Below are 21,868 nucleotides of genomic sequence, written 5' to 3' on the forward strand. Positions count from 1 at the left end.
CCTTTCTATTTAGTTTAGACACTTATAGTTTAGGCCTTTATGGCTTTTTTGTTTAATTTTGACTTGTGTTGCACTTGGATTGTAAATCAGGCAAAAGATCGCAGACGATAATAATCGACTTTAAAAATCCACTTTCCCCACACGATTACGTTTTCACAATTTACGACTGCATACTTTTAAGATATACTGGTAATGGTTAGTATTAACTTGTAGACCGATTATTCAAACTCTTATTCAAGGAGATTATTCATATGTCACAGTCAATTAAAATAGTGACCGATTCATCGGTACTTTTGACAGAGCAAGAAATCAAGGACAATTCAATCACCGTCGTTCCTTTATCTGTGGAAGTCGGTGGCAAAAACTATGTCGATGACGTGAATATCACGCGTCAAGAACTAGTTGAATCTTTACGTGAAGGTAATATTCCTAAGTCCAGCCAGCCTGCCTTAGGTCAATTCGTAGATACTTTCAATAAATTAGGTGAAGATGGTAGTGAAGTTGTGGCGATCATTTTATCCGATGTGTTAAGTGGTACGTTCAATACAGCACAACAGGCTGCTGGAATGACAGACACTAAAGTTACTGTGATCAACAGTAAATCAACTGATCGTGGCGAAGCATTCCAAGTCTTAGCCGCTGCCAAAGACGCACAGGCAGGTAAAAGTGTTGTTGAAATTAAAGACCATTGCGCTAATATCTACTCCAGAACTTCGATCGATGTCTTGATCGATAGCCTAGATTGCCTCGTTGCTGGTGGTCGGGTCAGCCGGATGACTGGCTTATTGACAAAACTCGCTAATATCAAAGTCGTAGTCGAATTACACGACAAAGCTTTAGATGTCGTTTCCAAGGGGCGCAACACTAAAAGTTTGCTTAAATTCGTAGAGAAGATCGCTAAGATCCACCAAGATGAAGGTAACAAGATCCAAGCTTTATCTTTGTCAAATGTGGCCGCTGACGAATCCACGCTAGATAAAGTCAAAAATATCTTGATCGGTGAGCATACTGAAATTCCTTATATTGCGGAATTAACCAGTCCGATCATTATGACACATACGGGCTTAAAAGCGATCGGCGTCATTACTTTATCAGAAAAGACTAGACCTAACCTTTAAAGCAACAAAAAAATGACATTTAAAGACAAATAGTCCACGGTTGATAGATTAAAAATCTAAAACAACCGTGGTTTTTTTATGCCTTCTTTTTCTTTTCAAACAAGACCTTTTGAAAACTAATTGAAAAACCTTCTCATTTAGACAGTTTCTAAGCAAAAACTCCTTCTTGTTCAAAACGCCGATATTAAAGTATTTGTTTATTTTAATTGAAAATCTTTCTCATTTAGAATTTTTATAATTTACATTTTAGACAACTGGTGCTACTATCAAGATGGAAGTTAAAGGGAGGTTTGAAGCATGAAACATATACAAAAATTATTTACAATTTTCATCATCGCGATCCTAGCTTTAATTATGGAGTTTGGACTTCATCACCCACTCTGGGCGCAGATACTAGTAACATTGACAGGTGCGATCTTAGCATTGTCGATGTTTGTCGAAATGGTCAAGACTCTCAAGTCAGGTAAGTACGGAGTTGATCTTTTAGCCATTACAGCCATCATTGCCACTCTAGCAGTTGGCCAATACTGGGCCGCAATGATCATCTTATTAATGTTAGTTGGCGGAGATACCTTAGAAGATTATGCAGCACATAAGGCCAACTCAGATTTAAAATCATTATTAGAAAACTCGCCACAAGTTGCGCACCGTTTGAATCATGAAAATAATTCAACCCACAATATTGAAATTGATGATATCAAAGTTGGTGATTGGCTCTTAGTTAAGGCTCGTGAAATCGTTCCAGCCGACGGACACATTTTGAAAGGTTCAAGTTTCTTTGACGAGTCTTCCCTGACTGGTGAATCAAAACCGGTTGAAAAAGAAACCGGGGATGATGTCATGTCCGGTTCACTAAATGGTGACACAGTCGTTGTGATCCAAGCTGATAAGGAAAGTAAAGATAGTCAGTATCAACGGTTGATCACTTTAGTCCGAGAATCTGAAGCTAAACCCGCCCACTTTGTCCGGATGGCCGACCGTTATGCTGTGCCATTTACCCTGATCGCTTATGTCATTGCTGGACTAGCCTGGTTCATTTCTAAAGATCCGGTCCGTTTTGCCGAAGTCTTAGTTGTTGCTTCCCCATGTCCGTTAATCTTAGCTGCACCAGTTGCTTTAGTCGCCGGGATGAGTCGAACTTCACGTAATGGGATCATTGTTAAAACTGGAGATGTTGTTGAAAAACTAGCTACCGCACACACATTTGCTTTTGATAAGACAGGGACGATCACCCAAGGTAATTTAAGTGTCGATGAAATCGTTACTGTCAAAAACGTAGACAAAGCACAAATGATCGAACTAGCTGCCAGTGTGGAAAACAACTCCAACCATATTTTAGGTCGTTCACTAGTCAGTTATGCGAAAAAACAAAAAAGTATTTTTCAAAATGTCAACTCAGTTAAAGAAGTCACTGGTAACGGAATCCAAGCTGAGGTAAATGGAAAACTAGTTAAAGTAGGTAAAAGTTCTTATATAACTGGCGTTAATTCAAAGATCGAACAAACACAAACAGCGATTTTCATTAGTGTCGACGACCAATATGTGGGTTATATAACATTTACCGATATGATTCGCCCAGAGGCTAAACAAACAATGAATACGCTAAAACAAGAACATCATGCTCGAGTCATGATGTTGACTGGTGATCAACAAGAAACTGCCGATAAAATTGCTCAACAAGCTGGCATTACTGAAGTTCACGCTAAATTATTGCCAGACGAAAAAATCGACTTGATCAAAAATACGCCAAAAAACGAGAAACCAGTCGTCATGGTCGGCGACGGTGTTAATGATGCACCAGCTTTAGCCGAAGCTGATGTTGGTATCGCTATGGGTGCTCACGGCGCAACCGCAGCTAGTGAAACTGCCTCAGCTGTGATCTTAAAAGATGATCTTTCGCGGGTCGAAAAAGCAGTTGAGATCTCAATCGATACCATGAAAGTTGCACGACAGTCTGTCCTGATCGGGATCGCCATTTGTACAGCATTAATGTTAGTCGCTAGTCTGGGAGTTCTACCTGCATTATTTGGGGCAATGTTGCAAGAAGTTGTCGATACCGTTTCGATCCTCTGGGCCTTACGTGCACGGCACGGTCATGATAAAAAAGAACCTCATTCAAGTAATCCTCGTACAGTCTATGATTCTTAAGAAAATTGTTTGATTTTGTTAAACATTTCTTTAACAGTTGGCTGTATAGTAAATACCATAAACGAATTAACTTACTCCCCCTATATGTAAGTAAAGTTTGTAACTATATTGTCCTTCAAGATATATAGTTTGTATAATGTACCATTCCTTTTTAGCTCCATGCCATTGTGGTATGGAGTTTTTATTGCGACCAAAAAAGCTCCTAGCCACCTTGTTGCAGCTAAGAGTTAAATAGATATTTTATTTTTTTTCTTTCACAATGTAAATCGGTCTTTTTTTTACTTCCAGATAGATATTACCGATGTAACGCCCCAAGATCCCTAAACAAAATAACTGGATACCACCAATCAGTAAAACGATTGAAACCAATGAGGCCCACCCATTGACACTACCACCATAAAATAACTTTCTTAAGATAATAAAAATTAAAGAGACAATTGAAACCAAAAAGGACCCCACACCAACGTAAGAAGCTAAATATAAGGGAGCTTCAGAAAAATTAATGATGCCTTCAATCGAATATTTGAATAGCCCCCAAAATGACCAAGAGGTTTTACCAGCAATACGGTCTTGATTAGTATACTCTAAGTACTTAGTCTTAAAACCGACCCAACTGAACAATCCCTTAGAAAAACGGTTATATTCAGACATTTCTAAGATCGAATCAACAACCTGACGCGTCATTAAGCGAAAATCACGCGCACCATTCACAAATTGTGTATGGGACATCTGATTAATCAGCTTATAAAATAACCTGGCAAAAAATGACCGAATGATTGGTTCACCTTTTCGATCGACCCTTCTTGTACCCACCACATCATATCCTTCGTCTTCAATCCCGACTAACATTTGAATCAACTGTTCTGGCGGATCTTGCAAGTCAACATCCATGACTGCGACATAATCACCTTGACTTTCTTTTAATCCCGCATATAAAGCTGATTCCTTGCCGAAGTTTTTTGAAAATGATATATAATGCACTTCAGCTGGATTTTGCTGATTTAGCTGTCGCAGGATTTCCAGAGTACCATCGTTCGAACCATCATCAACGAAAATATACTCTAAACGATGTCCGCGTAAACTTTTTTTTATTTTTTCAACTTCTGCATAAAACAACGAAATGGTTTCTTGCTCGTTGTAACAAGGTATTACCAACGAAATCAATTTATTCATTTGGCCTTTCACATACTTTCCTTATTTACTTATTCAACCATAACCACTAATTAATTATATAATCAGTGGTGACCATAAGTATGACAAATTCTTCAAAATTATCTTTAAATGTCTTATTATAACATTACTTTCAAAAGACTTCCCTAGTAGTTAACACTTCAAATTAGTTGAATAAACCGAAACTTCAATATTTCTTAACAGTAATTACCTTGTTTTTATGGTATGCTATAAAGATAGATTTTGTATTTTTGAGGAGTGAGTATTATCAAGAGAGTAATTACATATGGCACTTTCGACTTGTTACATTATGGACACATTAACTTATTGAAACGCGCAAAAGCTCTAGGCGATTATTTGATCGTTGCTATTTCTTCTGATGAATTCAACTGGGAGAAAAAACATAAAAAAACCTACTTCACATTTGAACAAAGAAAACAATTGGTCGAAGCTATTCGATACGTTGACCTAGTTATCCCTGAAGAAAGCTGGGATCAAAAAACTTCAGATGTCCATAAATATGATATCGATACTTTTGCTATTGGTGACGATTGGACTGGAAAATTCGATTTTCTCAAAGACGAAGGCGTCGATGTTGTTTATTTATCACGAACACCAGAAATCAGCACAACTCAAATTAAGACCGACCTTAATAAGAATGCTGAAAAAAAATAAGGGGAATTTTTCAGCATGTTGCGCGACTTTTTAAAAAAGCATAGAACCTTTATCATATATATCTTTTGGGGTGGCATGGCTACAGTAGTTAACATAGCTACTTTCATGTTATGGCTAAAATTAGGCTGGCACTATCAGACTGGTAACGTGATTGCTTGGTTATTAGCAGTCTTTGTTACCTATTTTTCAAATAAATTTTTAGTTTTTTCAACTCCATATCATGGTGTGCTTCATTTATTGCGCGAATTGGGCTCATTTTTAATTGTGCGTCTTTTTGCCTTATTACTTGATTTACTGATTATTTGGTTGGGCATAAAAATTCTTCATTACAATTCATTCCTAGTCAAAGTTTTTGATAACACTGTTGTTGGTATTGCAAACTATGTCATCAGTAGATGGTTTATTTTTACCGATAAAAACATATAAAAATAACCGTTATGTCCCTAAACAGCAAGCATAACGGTTATTTTATTTTTTATTATTGTTCTTCTTTTTATACAATTCTTTGGTATCTGCAGAGCTAGTAACTATCCGTTTGATCAAGTTCAATAAAGGCCTTCGATTACTACCTACTAGATCAATTGATTCTACAAATAACTCTAGGCCAATCCCGGTTGCAATAATCAATGCCACTGATCCCCAGAAATTAGATAGTGGGAACAATAAAGAAATGAACGAAAAGATCAATGCGATCCCGTAAATGACCATAACTGTTGAACGGTGAGTCAGTCCCATTTGCATTAAACGATGATGTAAATGATGCTTATCTGGCTGAAAAACCGGACTTTTATTTAGCATTCGCCGTAAAATAGCATAAACCGTATCCGTAATAGGAACACCTAAGATAATGACTGGAATGATCAATGTGATCACGGTCACGTTTTTTAGCCCATACAAAGAAAGAACAGAAATCATAAAACCAATAAAAAGTGAACCAGTATCTCCCAAGAAAATGCTGGCTGGATGAAAATTATAGGGCAGAAAGCCAATCATTGCAGCTACAAGAGTCAACATTAAAATTGAAACAAAAACCCCCGTGTTATTCAAAAAGAAGAAACTCGTAATCGCACTAGTAGTTAGCGCTATAATTGAAACACCTGTTGCCAGTCCATCCAAGCCATCTAATAAGTTGATCGCATTCGTAATCGCAACGATCCACAACACAGTTAATGGCAAGCGAAGCCAATGAAATTGGAATCCTCCAACATAAGGAATACTAATGAAACTCATCTTTAATCCAGCTAAATAATAAACTACCAGCGCTGCTAAGATGATTCCAGTTAGTTTCTGTGTCGGTTTCAGCTCATAAATGTCATCAATAACACCCGTAACTATTATTAGACACTCTGCCACGAATAATCCAAATAACTGGCGTGGTGGATATTGAGCCCTGAGGAAAAAAAAGTTAGTTATATTGAAAGCAACAAAAATTGCCAACCCACCCATAGTAGGAATTGGTCTTGAGTTCACCCGTCTTTTATTAGGTTTATCTATTGCGCCAACTCTGATTGCCAACTTTCTTACCAGAGGAACAAGAGTGGCTGAAATAAGCATAGTTGCGAACAATGCCGCAAATATTTTATACATAAACAGCAGTCCTTAATTTATATTATGTAAAACTTTAAAAATCATATTAACATAATGCCATACATTCTTTTAATCATAACATACTGTTTAAATATTTTTTATCAGTATCCTTAACTTTTGCGCTAATTTTAACTTTTTCTAAGCAAACAAACTCAATTATTACTCAATTCTCTTTAAATACGTAAAGTCCCTTCCCTTTAAACCGCTTACTTTTACTGTTATCATAGAGTTATGGTAAAGAAAAATTTTTGTATTTCTACTCTGGATTTTAAGTATCAGAACTAAAAGAACTCACAAGGAGGGATTTCCCATGAAAGACAACAAAACAAAAATCGATAATGCCCGTACTTTAGGGTTTGTGGGTGGGATCACATTTGCGTGTGCTGTAAACACGGTTATCATGTTACCTGCGATAGCACTCAGACTAGGCACCAAGGGCAAACGCAACCTACACCGTGGTCATTATTGCCACCATCAGACTCATGAAGCAGCTGGGCCTGTTCATTTCTTAGCTGAACAACACGCACAACAAGTCAAAGATGAACATGAATTATTGGCGGATATACGAGCTGATTTGGATGAGATCAAAGAAAAGCTAGATAAACCAGTTGCTCCTGAGCCGCCAAAACCTGACCCAGAAAAAGACAAGGGGCCTGAACCACCAAGACCATAATAATTACCGAAACGAAAGGATGTTATAAGTGAAATTCTCCAAGTCAACTAATTTAGTATTGTTAGCTGCTTGCAGCGGTGCCCTTCTCTTTAGTTTTTCAGAACAGCTAAACGACTCAAATGCAGCAACATTTCCAAGTGAAACAGTTGTTTATGCCAAGTCAACCGCTAAATCACAAAAAATCACGCAAACTGATGTTACTGCTGATCAAGCCATTAAAGTCTTCAAAGATGAACATCCAAAAAGCGATGTTAAATCACTCACTTTAGAAAAAAAACAAGGTAAATATTTTTACGAAGTTGAGGGATTAAGCAATAGCGAAGAACACGAACTAAAAGTAGCTGCCCAAAATAAAAAAGTGTCTGATAAAGAGACTGAAACTTTAGATAGGGTTGAACAAAAAGGTGTTAAGCGTCAGGAAGAAAAAATAGATACCCAAGATTTAATGACAGTCAAACAAGCTGTTAAACAAGCGCAAAAAAAGGTTAAGTCTGGAAACGTGACCGAAGTCTCACTGGATAAGGACCTAGGGATCACTTATTGGGAAGTTGAATTTGAACAATCTGATAAAGAAGTCACTGTTAATATCAATGCTAATAATGGTAAATTCTTGTCCAGAGAAACTAGTGAACTTGATGATTAAATAAACTTTAACAAGCAAAAAGCTCTCTCAAAGTGACATGCTCTCCTTATAGTAGACACGGAAATAAACAAGATCCGTATCCTATTAATAAGGAGAGTTTTTTAAGCTAAAATTTCAGCTTTATTTTAGTGCTTGCTATATGATCCAAACGGAAACATAAGTCAACCTTCAACCTTTAGTAATTAATGTATCTACCCCAACAAATCACCATACACCCCAACATCATTGGTTCGCAGCAGATGTGACTTAAGCAAGTGGGAGCCGTCCTTTGTGATAACTGAACGTTCCTTTTGCCGACTTGCGTTCAGCTGTGCTTTCGTTAAAAAACTACCCCGCATTTTTTGGGACTAAATTTTAGAAAAAGTTGTAAAGTGCTGTTATACAATGTCTCCGTAAAAAGTAGCCATTAATAAGCTGTTTCACTAACTAAAAAGGCTCTCTCAAAGTAGTTGTAAGCATCACTTTGAGAGAGTTTTTTCTAGCTTCAAATTTTCCTTAGTTTTAAAACTCCTGACTTTTAGAAGTGATTTGAAAGATAGTTCTTTAGCCTTGCTGTGAAAAATTATTAACCTTAAATTACCAAACGCACTTTGATTCTACACCATTTTACCCAATACCACTTAGTCCCCATTTTATGTTCGGCTATTCTGCCTCTTTTTTTGCAACTCTTTCTTGCATATGCTTGTCTAATTTTTCAAAAATAATGCCATCGCGCAAACCGCATTTGGAAAACATGACCCGGTCAGAATCCAAATATTGCATAAGATTGACGATCGGTGCCAAACCGCCAATAATAATATCTGCTCGTGTTTTACTCAATCCGCCGACCTTTTTTCTGGATTCACAATTTAATTCCAAAATATGCCCAAATGTTTTATTGACTTCATGATCTGAAAGTTTGTAGCCGTGAATATCTTCAAAATCCAAAAAATTGTTATAGTTACGATTGATCTTCGCTATTGTTCGATTACTGCCGCCTAAGCCTATCACCGGCAAATTCTGACCATTGCGCAGCCACCAGATATCATTGAATACCTTGTTTAGGTAGACTAACAATTCAAAAATTTTACTGGCCGAAACCTCATCTTCTAATCCGAACTGTTGCGATAAAGTTACCGAACCAACCGGAATACTGATCAAATTGCTGGCCCTTCCATTTTGCACCAATATTATTTCCGAACTAGCTCCTCCGGTATCCACTATCACACAGTTGTTTGCCGGTAAAGACCTGGTCACACCTAGATAATCATAATATGCTTCAGTGTCTCCAGAAATGACTTTGATGTCAAAGCCCACTTCATCTTTGACTTTTTTCAGAAATTTTTTCCGATTAACGGCCTGACGAACTGCTGCCGTTGCCACAGCTCTGACCTCTAAATGATCCAAGCTGTCCAAATATTGCTTGAAATCCTTTAAAGCTCCAAGGGTTCGCTCTACTGGTTCTTTTTTCAAAGTTTTCTCTTTGCCCATATTGGCTGACAAACGCACGAATTCTTTACTTTGTTTCACTAATTCTGTACTGCCATCATCATTGATCTTGACAACAGTCATCCGCACCGAATTAGAACCTAGGTCGATCACTGCAAAATTTTCCATTATTTTCCACTCTCGCTTTCAGTTGATGAGTCTAAAGTTGGTCTTGGCGCAGAAAATGGCTGAAACCGACTTTGATCCTGCAATTCTTTTCTGGCTTTTGCCTGGACTTTGGTTTTCTTATTAGCCTGAGTCATAAAATACTCTTGCGAATCCAAGGATTCTTTTCCCCGCCGGTCGATCTTTTCATAGTGCCCATTGGCTTTCAACTCACGCGTTTTTATATTATCATTCCACATGTGCTGATAAATATTGATAACTTCCTGCTTGATTTCAGGGTCAAGGATCGGGAATAACTGTTCAACTCTTCGATCAAGGTTTCTGGTCATCATATCAGCACTCGAAAGGTAGATCTCAGTTTGTCCCTGTGTCGTAAATGCATAGATCCGACTATGTTCCAGAAAACGACCGACTATCGAATGAGCCGTGATATTTTCACTGATTTTAGGCCGACCGGGTTTTAAACAGCAGATCCCCCGCACTAACAAGTCGATCTTAACGCCTGCATGAGAGGCTTCGTAAAGTTTGCTGATAATTTTCTTATCCGATAATGAATTCATCTTCATGAAGATCTGAATCTCTTGCCCCTTTCCAGCCAAATCGATTGCTGCATTCAGCTTTGCGGTGATGAACTTACGAATGCCATCAGGTGAAATATGCAATTGATGGAAGTAAGGCGGCTCAGAATAGCCGGATAACATGTTAAAAATGTTAGCAACGTCTTCCCCGATATCGTTGCGCGAGGTAAATAGTCCCATATCGGTATAAAAGTGTGCCGTTGCATCATTATAATTCCCGGTGCCTAAGTGCATGTAACGACGGATACCAGATTCTTCTTTCCTGATGACCATCGTCAGCTTGGAATGAGTCTTTAGTCCTAATAGTCCATAGATCACATGACAACCCATTTTCTCCAGTTGTTGTGCCCAATGAACATTATTTTTTTCATCGAAGCGCGCTTTAAGTTCCACTAAAACAGTAACTTGTTTACCATTTCTGGCTGCGTTACCCAAATATTTGATGATGGGCGATGAGCCCGACACACGATACAAGGTCATCTTAATAGCTAAAACTTGCGGATCAAATGCAGCTTGCCTAATAAATTCAATGACTGGATCAAAACTGTCATATGGATAGTGCATGAACTGATCTTTTTTGGCGATCGCCTTAAAAATATTATATCCTTGGCTTAAATTTTCAGATCCATACCCCTTAAACGAAGGATAGCGTAAGTCATCATGCCCACTGATCATACCGGACCATTTTTTGAGGAAACCTAAGTCAAGCGGCCCGTTGATCTCATAAAGTGATTGTTCTGCAACGTCTAATTTCTTTAATAGGCGTTTTTTCGTGCGGCTATCGATCGATGATTCCACTTCCAACCTCATTACACGTCCATGTTCGCGCTGGCGCAGCTGTTGTTGAACTTTTTTTATAAAATCAGAAGTATCTTCTTCTGCCACGTCCAAATCAAGGTCTCTAATGACCCTAAATGTCACGATCGTCTGGGGGAGATAACCTATGAAAAATTGGCCGATAAATTCTTTAATAACATTCTCTATCAAAATAAAATCATTGTCAGCTTCGGGCAGCTTGATCAGCCGTCCGAGACTAGTCGGGATCGCCAAGACTGAATAGTAATTATGTTTCTGCGATTCATCCTTTTTCGTCAGGCGAATGCCCAAGTTCAAAGAATCATTGCTGATAAATGGAAATGGCCGAGAACTATCATCTGCCATTGGTGTCAACACAGGAAACAACTCATCATGAAAATATTCGCGCACGAAAGCATACTGCTCATTACTTAGTTCATTAATTTCTTTAAGATGGATCTCCACTTGATTTAAAGCTGGCAATAAAGACCGGTTATAGGTGGTGTATTGTTTTGTCAGCATCTGGTGAGCTTTTTGGTTGATCTTGGACAACTGCTGCTTGGCAGTCAAACCGGATGCGTCAGGCTTGTGATAATTAAAGCTGACCAACTTCGTGATCGAAGCCACGCGCACTGAAAAGAACTCATCCAAATTGCTTTGAGTGATACCTAAGAAATTAACCCTTTCAAGCAAAGGAACGCTTTTATCTCTGGCCTCATCTAAAACTCGATAGTTAAAGTCCAACCAACTCAATTCACGGTTAGTAAAATTCTCATGCGCACCGTAAGCAAGTTTATTTGCCATTTGCCTGTATCCTCCTTTGCTTTAAAGTTACCTTTAATCCAAATGTTTCTGTAAAAAATTGACTCTTGGTTTTAAATACCCAGTTTTCAAACGATAACCGCTCATTGCTTTTCGCGGTAATGATAACCTTTTTTGGTTTTAAAGAAACGATGATATCTTTGATTTTTTGCTGTCGGTCATCATCAAGTGCATCCGCCAAACGTAAGATAGCAGCCAGCTTGGCTACTATGATCCGTTGAGCAACAGGCATCTGGGTAAAGGAACTATAATCATTACCCGGAGTTTGGACACTGTGATAACGCGAAACTAAAGCAACGATCTCAGTCTCTAATTTAGACAACCCAAAAATATCTGAATTACGAATAATATATTCAGAATGAATATAGTGGTCATGACCGCCGATATAATTCCCGCAGTCATGCAAGATGGCCGCTACTTTCAGTAACAGCCGCTCGCGTTTTCCCATTTGGTGCATTGGTTTTAATTGGTCAAATAAATGCAGAGCCAAGTCTGTCACTAGTTGTTGGTGTTTGGGTTCAATTCGATAATGGCGCGCTAAATTTTCTGCTTGTTTGATGGTTTGTTTAAAAAGATCCCGCTTCAGAAAACCATGTTGTACTGCCTGATTTAAGATCAATCCATCAAGCATACTAGCATTCGAAAGATTGATCTTTTGAGCATTCGTCAAGATCAGCAAGTGCTTGAGCAGAAGTATTTCCGGTAAAACTAGCGGCAGATACTGATTTTCGATTCCATAATGTTCAGCCAAAAACTGTCCAGAAGCATTGATCAACGAATCTTGCAATTCTTCAAATTCATTGAACACAAGCTCTTTTGAATCATCCTTTCCGTGGGTGATCAGGTTTTTCAACGGTAAGGTCCCAACGAGAATGACGTTGCTTGGCTTTTGATTCGTAGATCTATTAAAGTCATTCAGTTTGCTAGCAATATAATCATTCAAAACGCCAGTCGAATTAGGAGCTTCTTGGAAGAGGCTTTCCAAGTCCTCTGCGATCTTAGCCGGTCCCAGAGAAAATGACTGATTGGCGGTAAACTTTCCGTCATCTAGTTTAACGATCATTGTATCTCCTGAAGTGATCGAAATGATATAAGTGATGCCCTTCAATTTTTCCTGACTTTGTCTTACCCTATGCAAGACTTCTTGAACACGAAAAAAGGTTTCCTGGCTCAAAGAAAGCCACTCGACCGATAAACCAGTGTGCATGTACAACTGATCAGCCACAAAATCGGCATTTTTCACGTTGGAAATGGCCTGGCTGCTCCATAATTGAAAATCCTTGATACGATAATCATGCAGAAGCTGGACAAATCCCCGGAGGCCATCGACAATTTGATTGACACTGTCGACACTTAATGCATTTTGATTATAAATATCATCGCTTAACTGCAGATTTTTTTGCACGTGTTCCAGCGTTTCCCCAGTTTTAAGGTCCGCAATACGCAACTCTAGGCCAACAACATTTAAAATAATCGCACCAAAATATCTGGATGCCATATCTCTTCCCCCTCGTATTATTAAAATTGCAATTAGTCAATAGACGTACTCAACTTTATGTTGTCAAAAACAGCTAACACTCTACACTTCAAAGTATACTCGCTCCCATATTATTTTGTAATTCTAAAGGGTGTAACTAAGGGACGCGGATCTACTGTAATACTAAAACTCTGAAAACCAGCTAGTGAGATTTGTAGGCAGGTTCAAATACAACGGACCGGCAAATAACATAGTAAATGCTAAAAACAATTTTTATCCTAGACTTTTGAAATAAATAAAAGAAAGCGGTCTTAAAAAACGATACCTATGCAAGTATAACTTTTTTGCGTATTAATTAGTATATATTCCACTATTTAGATATATGTTCGAAATTGTCAGTAATTATACCAAAAACGTGTATAAGAATAAATATTACCGCCTTAGTACTATTATTAATGCTCCATACTCTTAAGGGATCTGGCAAAATATGTACTCTTTGAGAGTTTGTATGCTTTTAGATGAATGTTTGCTGAATTCAAAAGATTTCTCTTTTTTAAGGTACGTCTTAATTTTGAACCTCTTGTGTAAAGATAATTTTTTATTTAAGTAATTATTTTGAAATTTTATCTGTATCGATACCGTACAATAGCCTACGTTTAAAATTTCCCTATCCCAACCTAATTTTTACGTGTTTTAACGGATAACTTTCCAGATTTATTTCCTGATTTACCGCCTCCAAAAATTACATAACGTTTACCTTATTTAACATTAAACTGTTACATAATTTTTTATACTGAATGTAAAAAATAATCAATGAGGTAAAAGAATGAAAGCAAAAACTTTGATTTTTGGACATCGTGGTGTGCCGGTCAAATTTCCAGAAAATTCCCTGAGAGGTTTCAAGTACGCACTTGATCATCAGATCGACGGTCTTGAGTTAGACGTTCATTTGACTAGAGCCCACATCCCAGTGGTGATCCATGATGAAACACTGCAACGCACAACAAACGGCGAGGGCCAAATTGCTGATTATTCTTTAAGTGAGTTAAAAAAGTTCCGGCTCTCAGATGGACAAAGAATCGCCCACTTTAAAAGAAGTACTGAACTTGGTAAAATTTCATGATATATTTCTTAACCTGGAATTTAAAACAAATCTAGTAACTTATCCAGGCATCGAGGAAATTGTCTTGCGAATGGTTGAACACTCCAAACTTAAGTACCCAGTGACCTACTCTTCATTTAATATTCATACTTTAAGAAGGTGTCGCCAAATTGACCCTCACCCAGACTACAACTTGCTTTCCGCTTCCAAGCTGATCAAACAACCCAAAAAATTCTTGTTGAGTGAAGGCCTTTCAGGTTTGCATACAAGCCATTTTCAATTTGCAAACATTTGTCAAAGAGCATGGACGATCAACAACAGTTACAAGGCAATAATTTTGCTAAGTCTAGGTGCTTTCGGGATCATCACAGATGATTTTGAAAAAATGACCGCTTTGAAAGATAAATATCAGTCACATATTGAACTGCCCCCCTTTACCAAAATTTCGCCATTTAGATCAACAAAGTAAAAAACTTTTCACCTTCCTTTTTCGCTTACCATTATTAAATAACTTGAATATTAGCTAGTAGTTAGTGTATATTTTATGTAAGCGTTATCTAAAAAGAGGAGGAATTTAGTAATGGGCTTTTATCAAAATGAAGTTACAGAAAAAATTGATTCAGCAACAAAGGGGTTGGAACTGCTAGTTCGTTCAAATTTTGCAGATGCTCCAAAAGCAAATTTAATAATCTCACATGGACTTGCGGAATTTTCTGAAAGATACGATAAGATCGCAAGTTATTTTACCGCCCATGGGTATAATGTTTTTCGCTATGACCAACTTGGTCATGGAGATTCAGATGGAGAAAGAGGCTATTTATCCTCTCCTGCGGATTTGTCAGATAATTTAGAGGTGATCGTTAATTTAGTAAAGGAACGTTTTCCTAATCTTTCTTTATTCGTTTTAGGCCATAGTATGGGCGGTGAGACAGTACTATTACATGCTACTAAATTTCCTAATGAAGTAGATGGCTATATTGCTTCTGCTCCGGTTTCTACTTATAGACACCCAACTCTGGGTGATTTGCCATTTGAGGGAAATGACAAAGACAAAATTCCTAACAACTTAGGTGCAGGACTAGTTAGCGACCCTAGAGTCTTGAAAAAATACCAAGAGCATAAAAAAACTTTACATCAGTTAACGATCGGCATTTTTAATAATGGCCTATGGGAAGGATCTTTATCGTTAAGAAAAAATCTGGATAAAATTGTTGATCCCATACTATTGCTCCAAGGATTGGAAGACGGTTTAGTTTCCTACCAAGATACACTTGAAACATACCCTCTTATTTCTTCCAAGGACAAAGAGCTACATGTTTATTCATTTTTGCAGCATGAGATCTTAAATGAACCAAGCCGTAATCAGGAAATTCTAGCCGAAATTGATTCCTGGATAAGTAAACATATTTACTAAGCCGCTTCTGTCATTGCACAGATTTAGTTTTTTGGATAATTAATTTTTCAATTTAGAATTCATTATGTAAAAATAGACCTTAAAAAAATAAAAAGATCATCTCAATTTGGGGTGATCTTTTTAGTGTCTAATTCATCTTAATTTTCAAGCACGACAGGTGCAAAGCGATAGCCTAAGATCCGCCGATATTTGCTATTTAAAGAATTTTGAGTTATTTGAATTTCCTCTATTGTCACTTACCTAAACAAACGAGGCTGGGACAAAACAATATCCCAGTCTCTTCTTTTGTTAAAAATAACCAAATTATCGCTTCTAATTTTTACAGCATAAATGCGTTTCAAAACGACTTTTGTCCCTCTTTCAACTTTAAGCTACTTAATTCAAGAAATAATAAGACATTTTTAGTAAACTTAAGAAAAATTTATCTTTTAAGGTATATATTGGACTTAGGAAATTTGGGATAAAGAGGTATTTAAAACCACATATTATCTCTAATAGCTATTCCGCTATGCACGCACGGCATTGGGGATATTCTTCACTTCTTTATTCGTTTTTTCTGTATTTTTAGAGGAAGGCGAATTTTATGGAACCTGTCAATACTGACATGGAAGATATCAAGCAAGGCAACATTCATGATTATGACAACTATCTAACTTATTTCAACAACAAACCTGTTACGCAAAACTATCAAAGTAACTACCATTCAGTTACTTTTGTTTCGACAGGTATTATCCCATACGATGGTGGTATCACTACCATGCTTCATCTGGGTACACTGTTAAGTAAAAAGGGTTATGATGTTTATTATCAAAGCTGTGTTCCACAGAAAGTTGAAAATATGCGGACCAATGCGGAGTTCAATTTTCCTGGTTATCAGGGAACTTGTTTAGCTGAGGAGTCTTTTTCTGAGCACGATTCTGACATTTGGATCGCAACTTTATGGGAAACTGCTTATTTGATCAAAAATTTACCTGGTTACAAAATGTATTTTGTGCAAGACTATGAGCCTTATTTTTATCCCTATGGTGACCGTTCTCAACTTGCTAAACGTAGCTATGAACTTGGTTTACACATGGTTTCTTTAGGCCCGTGGTGTGCCGAAATGGTTCGTAAACAGTGTAACCTCAATAGTCCTTTAGACCAGATCAACTTTCCCGTTGATGTTGAACATTATCAGCGTCAGACCAGAGATTTCACAAAATATCCTAATAAAAAAGAACTCAACTTAGCTGTTTATACCAAATTTAATAGTCCTCGTCGCGCACCGATCAACCTTCAACTAGTTTTATATAACACAGAAAAGCTGTTAGCTCAGAAAAAGGTTAAATTAAATATCAATTATTTTGGTACTAACCAAAATGAAGACTTTATTAATGGCAAAAACCTAGGAAAATTGAGCAAAAATCAACTGCGAGAATTGTATTATAATTCCGATTTTGGGATTGCTCCGTCAATGACTAACTTTTCTTTAGTACCATTTGAAATGATGAGCTGTGGCTTGCCATTTATTGATTTTGAAGAAGGAACTGGCCAAGATTTTATCCCTGATGATTGTTGCTGGTACACTAGATTTAACGAGTATAACTTGGCAGAATTATTTGAGAAAATTTGCTGTGAACCCCATAAACTAGAAAGAAAAACAAATCATGCAAAAAACTATTTGAACCAGATAACTTGGAAAAAAACCTTAACAGACTTTTTACAACTAATTACACACATCGAGCGAAAAAGAGATTAGGACATAACTAACTGTGTAATTCTAAAAGGGTCGTTGATCTAACTCACTTAATTGGTTAGACCAACGGCCCTTAAATATATTTCAAAAAACAGAAGCCCTTATCTCGCTTTCTTCCTACGATTTACTTTCCGCTAAAAACCGGAAAATCACTTGAATTACCATAATTTTCAAATCGCGGAAACTTTTTTAGTACCTGCAAATCGGCGGCAGAAATCTTAAAATCAACATCTGCGTTATTAGCAATGTGCTCCGGATTTTCGCTCTTTGGCAAAGGTAGTGTCCCTAATTCCAAACAATAACGAATTGCTAACTGAGGGATAGAAACTTGGTATTTGTCGGCCATTTGTTTAATTTGCTTGTTTTGTAACATTTCGCCGTGTGCCACTGGTGAGTAAGCTTCAACTAGAATCTCATTTTCTTGCGCTTGTTTTAGTAATTCAAAAGAAGTGTTACCAATGTGAGTTAACAATTGATTGACCGTTGGCTTAATTGAACAATTTTCTAGAATGTTAGCTAGGTCTGCTTGCTTAAAGTTAGAAACACCGATCGAACGGACCTTACCTGCTTGAACTGCTTCTTCCATAGCTTTCCAAACTTCCAAGTTTTCCTTATAATAGTGATTTTCACCATGAAATTCAGCCCATGGTTCCGGAGCGTGGATCAATAGTAGATCCAAATAGTCTATATCTAATTTTTGTAGAGATTCGTCAATTGATTTTTTGGCGGCTTCATAATCTTTGATCTCTGCCTGTACTTTAGTTGTCACAAATAACTCGTCACGTTTTAACCCCATTGCTTTTATTCTCGCTCCAACACCTTCTTCATTACCATAAGCTTGGGCTGTATCAAAATGCCGGTAACCAAGTTTGGCTGCTTGTTCAACTGCTGTGGCCACTTTATCATTATCAATTAACCAGGTACCAAAACCTAACTTGGGAATTTCAATACCATTATTTAACGTATATTTTTCATTTAAAATTGTCATCTTTATACCTCCTCGTATTATTATTGCGACAACCAAACTCAATCTATTGAAACACTAACATCTTTTTTCGCTATTGCAGCTCCAACTCCTGAAGAAGCTCCAATAATAATCACTACTTTATTTTAATAGCCATAATATTGTTTGCTCTTAACTTTCTAAGTGTTTGATTATTCTGGCTGGGTTACCAGCGACTACTGTATTAGCTGGAACATCTTTGGTTACTATCGAACCAGCAGCTACAACTGAATTTTTTCCTACCGTCACTCCTGGTAAAATTGTTGAGCTCGAACCGATCCAGGTGTTTTGTTCTAACTTAACTGGTTTTAAATGCATCGTCCCCCGATCATCCGGCTTAAAATCATGATTGATCGTTGCAATCACAACATTATGTCCCACTAAACTATTGTCACCGATCACAATCTTTCCTTGATCTTGAAAGCGACAACCTGAATTAATAAAAACATGTTGTCCGACTTCGATATTCTTCCCAAAATCTGTGGTAAACGGTAAAAACAAAGAAAAAGTAGGGTCATTTTCTTGACCGATCAAATCAAAAAACTGCGCTCTTATTTCTGCTTCAGTATAAACACCAGTATTAAGGATCATACATAAGCGACGAGCCTCTGTTGACACATTATGCATAGAATTTTCAACTTCAGAACCACTTCTAATTATCTTTTCCGTGTTTAAAACATTCAATAATTCAGTCAGTTCCATAAATTAAAATCCCCCCTAGGATTAAGACAAACCATGTAGCCGATAAACTTCATTTAAGGCTGTAATATTTAAAATCAATGGTTTTGCTTGGTCTAATTGACTGATTTTTTCTTTATCTGCCAGGCTCAGGGAAAAATCATCGATTGCAAAGTTTTCTTTGATCCTATTAAGATGAACTGACTTAGGAATAGCGATTATATCTTCTTCTCTGAGCCAACGTAAGATCACCTGTGCAGCGGTTTTATCATACTTTTTCCCAATCTCAACTAAAACTTCGTTAGTAAAAATATTATTTTGGCCTTCAGCAAATGGTCCCCAGGCCATCAGCTTAATGTTATTTTTGTTCATTACTTGCTGTAATTCTTTTTGTTGATTAAAAGGGTGAGTCTCCATTTGGTTAATTGCTGGTACAATTTCATGCGTCAAAATTAGGTCGGTCAAACGATCTTCTAAAAAGTTGCAAACACCAATCGCTTTGATCTTGCCAGCTTTATATAATTCTTCCATAGCACGCCAACTACCGTGATAATCACCGTAAGGCATATGCACTAAATAGAGGTCAAGATAATCGGTTTGCAATTTCTCTAAAGTTTGTTCAAAAGAGTTCATCGTCTCTTGATATCCGTCATGTGTTATCCAAACCTTGGAAGAAATAAAAATATCTTTTCGGGCTAAACCACTTTTTTTAATAGCATTTCCAACTGCGGATTCATTTTCATAGCCAGCAGCAGTATCAATTAACCGGTACCCTGTTTTTAAAGCGGTTAACACACTTTCCTCGCATTCCTTTAAATCCGTGATCTGAAAAACGCCAAATCCTAAACTTGGAATTTGCACACCGTTGTTTAATTCGATCATTTTCAAATTGATCCCCTCCTAGTATAAATTTTACTTAAAACCAACTGCTTTAAACTGTGCTGGTTTTAACTCAAAGTCCATTGTATCTTCATTAACGATACCAACTGTCTGTTCACTATCGTATAGCTGTATTAAAAAATCAGCCATTTGTTCAGCGGTATGATATTTTTTAAACGTAGTATCATAATCAAAATCCTTAGTATTACGTGCAACTGCGTCAAAGTTAGTTTTGGTAACTGCTGGAGCCAAGACTTTGGCTTTTAATAATGCTCCTTTTTCCTGCAATTCATGGGCTAACCCTTCTGTAAGAGCACTAACATAAAATTTAGAGGCACAATAAGCAACCATATCGTTTACGATCTGGTAACCACCTAATGAAGAAACATTAATCAGTTGTGTATTAGGGGCATTTTGGTGATCAGATAGAAAAAGCTGTGATAAATAGGTAACTGCTTTAATATTTAAATCTATCATAGCTAAAAGTTGAGATCTTTGATTTTCCCAAAAAGCACCTCTTAAACCAAAACCGGCATCATTTATCAAAGTTTCAACTTCTAGATCCCATAAACTTTCATAAAACTTTTTAACTGCGGTCATATCAGTTAAATCGACCACTCTCGTCTCAACTTGGACACCATGATCTTCTTCTAATTCGTCTTTCAATTGTTCTAAAATATCTTTTGAGCGGGCTGCTAGAACTAAATTTTTACCTCGTTTGGCAAATTTAATTGCGACTTCTCGCCCAATTCCTGAGCTTGCCCCTGTGATGACAACAAATTTGTGCATAAAAAACATCTCCTGAAAGCTAACTTGTTATCTTTAGCATAATGAGCTAAACTTCAATTGTCTAATACTTATATTTGATACTAAAATATGTTTTTTAGTTATAGGAGGAAATATGGAGTTTAGAACACTAAGCTATTTTTTAACCGTTGTTCAAGAAAAATCAATTAGCCAAGCAGCCAAGGTTTTACACATCTCACAACCAGCCCTTTCAAGACAATTAAAACAATTAGAAACGGAACTTGACACTAAACTTTTTAATCGTGGTCATAGGGAGATACATTTAACCGAGGAAGGAAGATACTTAGCCGATCGTGGTAAAAAAATCCTATCTTTAGTAGATAAAACTACTAAGAACATTACTACGGAAACAGAAGTGGCTGGAGAAATAACAATTGGCGGTGGGGAAACCAAAAGTATGAAAGTAGTCGCCAAAATTATTGACCACTTAGTTAAACAATACCCTGAAGTAAAGGTTAATTTATACAGTGGTAACGCAGATGACGTTCTAGAGAAATTAGAACAGGGACTAATAGACTTTGGTTTAGTCATTGATCCAGTTGAAAAGCAAAAATATGCCTATAAAAAATTGCCAGCTGCTGATCAATGGGGGTTACTTATACGGCAGGACCATTTTTTGGCAAGTAAAAAAAGTATTATCCCAGCTGACCTTGTGGATGTTCCACTATACGTTTCCTCACAAACCTATAATAATAATAAAATAGCCGAATGGTGCGGTGAAAGCCTAGATTCTCTCCATATTATTGGAACATATAATTTATTATACAATGCTTCATTATTGGTGGAACAAGGCGTGGCCGGAGCTTTATGTATTGCAGGTATTGTTAATACCGTTAATACCAATTTGAAGTTCATTCCTCTGCAACCCAAGCTTAAATCTGGGATAAATATTGTCTGGAAAAAAGGCCAAAACTTATCTAAAGCAGGGAAAGTTTTTGTTAAATACCTAGCAGAAATATAAGAGAAAGAAG

The 21,868-nt window shown here is 37.1% G+C and carries 18 protein-coding genes and 1 pseudogene; 10 read left to right on the forward strand and 9 right to left on the reverse strand.

The genetic code is table 11. The annotated features are described in order from the left end of the window. Window positions 1-251: 251 nt before the first annotated feature. Window positions 252-1,118 (forward strand): DegV family protein, encoded by an 867-nt coding sequence (gene fakB / locus LACPOB_RS0103090; RefSeq protein WP_017867363.1) that lies wholly within the window; start codon window positions 252-254, stop codon window positions 1,116-1,118. A gap of 297 nt (window positions 1,119-1,415) precedes the next feature. Continuing rightward, complete coding sequence (locus tag LACPOB_RS0103095) at window positions 1,416-3,266, forward strand: heavy metal translocating P-type ATPase (RefSeq protein WP_017867364.1); 1,851 nt, start codon at window positions 1,416-1,418, stop codon at window positions 3,264-3,266. A 240-nt stretch (window positions 3,267-3,506) separates the two neighbouring features. Here LACPOB_RS0103095 and LACPOB_RS0103100 read toward each other — a convergent pair whose 3' ends face one another. Continuing rightward, window positions 3,507-4,439 (reverse strand): glycosyltransferase family 2 protein, encoded by a 933-nt coding sequence (locus LACPOB_RS0103100; RefSeq protein WP_026142722.1) that lies wholly within the window; start codon window positions 4,437-4,439, stop codon window positions 3,507-3,509. 264 nt (window positions 4,440-4,703) lie between these two features. On the opposite strand from LACPOB_RS0103100, the gene tagD reads away from it, so the two are divergent. Together tagD and LACPOB_RS0103110 are read left to right on the forward strand one after the other, a co-directional pair. Continuing rightward, the gene (gene tagD, locus LACPOB_RS0103105; RefSeq protein ID WP_026142723.1) at window positions 4,704-5,111 is read left to right on the forward strand and encodes a glycerol-3-phosphate cytidylyltransferase; all 408 of its coding nucleotides are present in this window, start codon (window positions 4,704-4,706) and stop codon (window positions 5,109-5,111) included. Window positions 5,112-5,126: 15 nt separating this feature from the next. After that, a complete protein-coding gene (locus LACPOB_RS0103110) occupies window positions 5,127-5,537 on the forward strand; it encodes a GtrA family protein (protein WP_017867367.1) in 411 nt (136 codons plus the stop codon). A 42-nt stretch (window positions 5,538-5,579) separates the two neighbouring features. Here the strand turns inward: LACPOB_RS0103110 and LACPOB_RS0103115 are convergent, their stop codons facing one another. Then, on the reverse strand, window positions 5,580-6,698 hold the full coding sequence (locus LACPOB_RS0103115) for a glycosyltransferase family 4 protein (RefSeq protein ID WP_017867368.1): 1,119 nt from the start codon (window positions 6,696-6,698) through the stop codon (window positions 5,580-5,582). Between the two features lie 310 nt (window positions 6,699-7,008). Between LACPOB_RS0103115 and LACPOB_RS0103120 the strand changes: the two genes are divergently transcribed. Together LACPOB_RS0103120 and LACPOB_RS11650 are read left to right on the forward strand one after the other, a co-directional pair. Beyond that, entirely contained in the window at window positions 7,009-7,371 is a 363-nt protein-coding gene (locus LACPOB_RS0103120) for a hypothetical protein (protein WP_017867369.1), read from the forward strand. A gap of 28 nt (window positions 7,372-7,399) precedes the next feature. Beyond that, window positions 7,400-8,014, forward strand: a complete 615-nt coding sequence (locus LACPOB_RS11650) for a PepSY domain-containing protein (RefSeq protein WP_017867370.1) — start codon at window positions 7,400-7,402, stop codon at window positions 8,012-8,014. Window positions 8,015-8,656: 642 nt separating this feature from the next. On the opposite strand, the gene LACPOB_RS0103130 is transcribed toward LACPOB_RS11650, so the two are convergent. The 3 genes from LACPOB_RS0103130 to LACPOB_RS0103140 are packed head-to-tail and all read right to left on the reverse strand — an operon-like array spanning window position 8,657 to window position 13,300. Continuing rightward, the gene (locus LACPOB_RS0103130) at window positions 8,657-9,610 is read right to left on the reverse strand and encodes a Ppx/GppA family phosphatase (RefSeq protein ID WP_017867371.1); all 954 of its coding nucleotides are present in this window, start codon (window positions 9,608-9,610) and stop codon (window positions 8,657-8,659) included. Further along, a complete protein-coding gene (locus LACPOB_RS0103135) occupies window positions 9,610-11,784 on the reverse strand; it encodes an RNA degradosome polyphosphate kinase (protein WP_017867372.1) in 2,175 nt (724 codons plus the stop codon). The genes LACPOB_RS0103130 and LACPOB_RS0103135 overlap by 1 nt, the downstream gene beginning before the upstream one ends. Then, window positions 11,774-13,300: a Ppx/GppA phosphatase family protein gene (locus tag LACPOB_RS0103140; protein ID WP_017867373.1), complete on the reverse strand. Its 1,527-nt coding sequence runs from the start codon at window positions 13,298-13,300 to the stop codon at window positions 11,774-11,776. Before LACPOB_RS0103140 ends, LACPOB_RS0103135 begins: the two co-directional genes overlap by 11 nt. Window positions 13,301-14,105: 805 nt before the next feature. Here LACPOB_RS0103140 and LACPOB_RS13275 point away from each other — a divergent pair. The 3 genes and pseudogenes from LACPOB_RS13275 to LACPOB_RS0103155 all read left to right on the forward strand — a co-directional run bounded on the left by LACPOB_RS13275 (window position 14,106) and on the right by LACPOB_RS0103155 (window position 17,533). After that, window positions 14,106-14,850: pseudogene (locus tag LACPOB_RS13275) on the forward strand (glycerophosphodiester phosphodiesterase). Between the two features lie 111 nt (window positions 14,851-14,961). Next, complete coding sequence (locus LACPOB_RS0103150; protein WP_017867374.1) at window positions 14,962-15,795, forward strand: alpha/beta hydrolase; 834 nt, start codon at window positions 14,962-14,964, stop codon at window positions 15,793-15,795. Window positions 15,796-16,378: 583 nt separating this feature from the next. After that, window positions 16,379-17,533 (forward strand): glycosyltransferase family protein, encoded by a 1,155-nt coding sequence (locus tag LACPOB_RS0103155; protein ID WP_017867375.1) that lies wholly within the window; start codon window positions 16,379-16,381, stop codon window positions 17,531-17,533. 121 nt (window positions 17,534-17,654) lie between these two features. On the opposite strand, the gene LACPOB_RS0103160 is transcribed toward LACPOB_RS0103155, so the two are convergent. The 4 genes from LACPOB_RS0103160 to LACPOB_RS0103175 all read right to left on the reverse strand — a co-directional run bounded on the left by LACPOB_RS0103160 (window position 17,655) and on the right by LACPOB_RS0103175 (window position 20,879). Continuing rightward, complete coding sequence (locus tag LACPOB_RS0103160) at window positions 17,655-18,518, reverse strand: aldo/keto reductase (RefSeq protein ID WP_017867376.1); 864 nt, start codon at window positions 18,516-18,518, stop codon at window positions 17,655-17,657. Window positions 18,519-18,665: 147 nt separating this feature from the next. Further along, a complete protein-coding gene (locus LACPOB_RS0103165; RefSeq protein WP_017867377.1) occupies window positions 18,666-19,235 on the reverse strand; it encodes a DapH/DapD/GlmU-related protein in 570 nt (189 codons plus the stop codon). 21 nt (window positions 19,236-19,256) lie between these two features. Continuing rightward, complete coding sequence (locus LACPOB_RS0103170) at window positions 19,257-20,099, reverse strand: aldo/keto reductase (RefSeq protein ID WP_017867378.1); 843 nt, start codon at window positions 20,097-20,099, stop codon at window positions 19,257-19,259. A 24-nt stretch (window positions 20,100-20,123) separates the two neighbouring features. After that, window positions 20,124-20,879, reverse strand: a complete 756-nt coding sequence (locus LACPOB_RS0103175) for an SDR family NAD(P)-dependent oxidoreductase (RefSeq protein WP_017867379.1) — start codon at window positions 20,877-20,879, stop codon at window positions 20,124-20,126. 112 nt (window positions 20,880-20,991) lie between these two features. On the opposite strand from LACPOB_RS0103175, the gene LACPOB_RS0103180 reads away from it, so the two are divergent. Continuing rightward, on the forward strand, window positions 20,992-21,858 hold the full coding sequence (locus tag LACPOB_RS0103180; protein WP_017867380.1) for a LysR family transcriptional regulator: 867 nt from the start codon (window positions 20,992-20,994) through the stop codon (window positions 21,856-21,858). The last annotated feature ends 10 nt before the right edge of the window (window positions 21,859-21,868 follow it).

The sequence above is a fragment of the Ligilactobacillus pobuzihii E100301 = KCTC 13174 genome (genome assembly GCF_000349725.1).
Lineage (GTDB): Bacteria > Bacillota > Bacilli > Lactobacillales > Lactobacillaceae > Ligilactobacillus > Ligilactobacillus pobuzihii.